The organism is Pseudonocardia sp. EV170527-09, from assembly GCF_008369905.1.
Taxonomy (GTDB): domain Bacteria; phylum Actinomycetota; class Actinomycetes; order Mycobacteriales; family Pseudonocardiaceae; genus Pseudonocardia.
Map to the genome: position 1 here is coordinate 1 of NZ_VRMC01000234.1, position 1,450 is coordinate 1,450.

The following is a 1,450-nucleotide window of genomic DNA, read 5'->3' on the forward strand; positions in this document are numbered from 1 at the left end:
GGACCCTGGCCGACGGCTGGGCCTACGCCCGACTCTATGAGTCGACCCGCCAACGCAACGACGCCCTACCCGGCTGGATGCACTTCTACAATCACCACCGCGCTCACTCCGCCATCGGCGGCCAGCCACCAGTCACCAGGCTGACCAACCTCCCTGGACATCACAGCTAGGCGATCGCCTCCGGCGACTCTAGGCACCACGCGAGCCACGCTCAGGATCGCCTCTACCGGGGCAGGCCGGAAGGTGTGGGCAGGGACCCTCCGTGGTCCGGCTGACGTCACTAGCCGACATCAGCACCCGGACACACCGCCGGTTCGCGCCGGACGGTCCCGGACGATCGACACCCGCCGACCTGCCGGAACGGGCACCGATGCCGGATCTGGGCAGGATCTTGGTTCCGGTGGTCCGGGCGCCGGTACAAATCCGGTACAGATTCGTCCAGCGACAGGCCAACACGTGCCAGCACCAGACGACACCGATCCGCAGGCCAGCAGGTGGCCTACGGATTTCTGCGCTGGTACGGCGCAGTTCACCAACTACCGCAGAGCCCTCGCCGGGCGGGCAGACCTCCGGGATGGTGGGCCGTGTCATCCCATCGGCCTCCCCGAGGGCTACCGCACGGCCGCCCGTGGGCAGCAGCTCCGCATCGTCGGCCGCCAGTGTGCATCGAGGGGCTGCCCACGAACGACCGCGCGGTCGGGCTGCGCCAGGCCGACGGGATGGCACTCGAACCGCAGCCGGGGCGTGTGGGGGAGAGCGGGGCCGGCGAGGGTGTTCCTGGGCCGTCTCCGGGCCGTCTGGGCCGTCGTGGGGCCGTGGGAGACCACCCGACAACGAGAAACGACGCTGACCGACGGGAGATGGTTCCCGCTGGTCAGCGCCGTTTCAGGGCCTGTGATCAGGCAGCCTGCTTGGTCTCCCAGAAGATCTTGTCGATCTGGGCGATGTAGTCGAGCAGCTCCTGGCCGGTGGCCGGGTCGTTCGAGCCCTTGGTGCCCGACGCGCCGGCGGCCTTGGTGGCCTTGTTGAACAGCTCGTGCAGCTCCGGGTACTTCTCGAAGTGCGGCGGCTTGAAGTAGTCGGTCCAGAGCACCCAGAGGTGGTGCTTGACCAGGTCGGAGCGCTGCTCCTTGATCTCGATGGCGCGGGCCCGGAAGTCCGCGTCCTCGTTGCCCTGGTACTTCTCCTGGATCGCCTTGACCGACTCGGCCTCGATCCGGGCCTGGGTCGGGTCGTACACGCCGCAGGGGAGGTCGCAGTGCGCGGTGGCCTCCAGTCGCGGACGGAGAATGCGGGACAGCCGCATGAGTGTCCTCCCTGGTGGGGTGATCGTTCTGGCACCGGCGACCCTACCCTCGCGACGGTGGTCGGGCAGGACGACCACGTCACGAGAGATCCACTCTGGAGGGAGTCCGCGATGCGCCTGCGGCGGGTGACGGTGCGGGGGCCC

2 protein-coding genes are annotated in these 1,450 nt (G+C 68.9%); one reads left to right on the top strand and one right to left on the bottom strand.

Annotated features, from left to right (window positions below):
- Positions 1–170 (top strand): integrase core domain-containing protein (locus tag FVA95_RS28705; protein WP_149666892.1); only part of this gene is annotated, 170 nt, incomplete at its 5' end.
- Between the two features lie 728 nt (positions 171–898).
- Here the strand turns inward: FVA95_RS28705 and sodN are convergent.
- Positions 899–1,306: a superoxide dismutase, Ni gene (gene sodN / locus FVA95_RS28710; protein ID WP_149666893.1), complete on the bottom strand. Its 408-nt coding sequence runs from the start codon at positions 1,304–1,306 to the stop codon at positions 899–901.
- Between the last annotated feature and the right edge of the window lie 144 nt (positions 1,307–1,450).

Coding starts and splice junctions, on each gene's coding strand:
- sodN (WP_149666893.1), bottom strand. CDS start 1,306: ATGCGGCTGTCCCGCATTCTCCGTCCGCGACTGGAGGCCACCGCGCAC.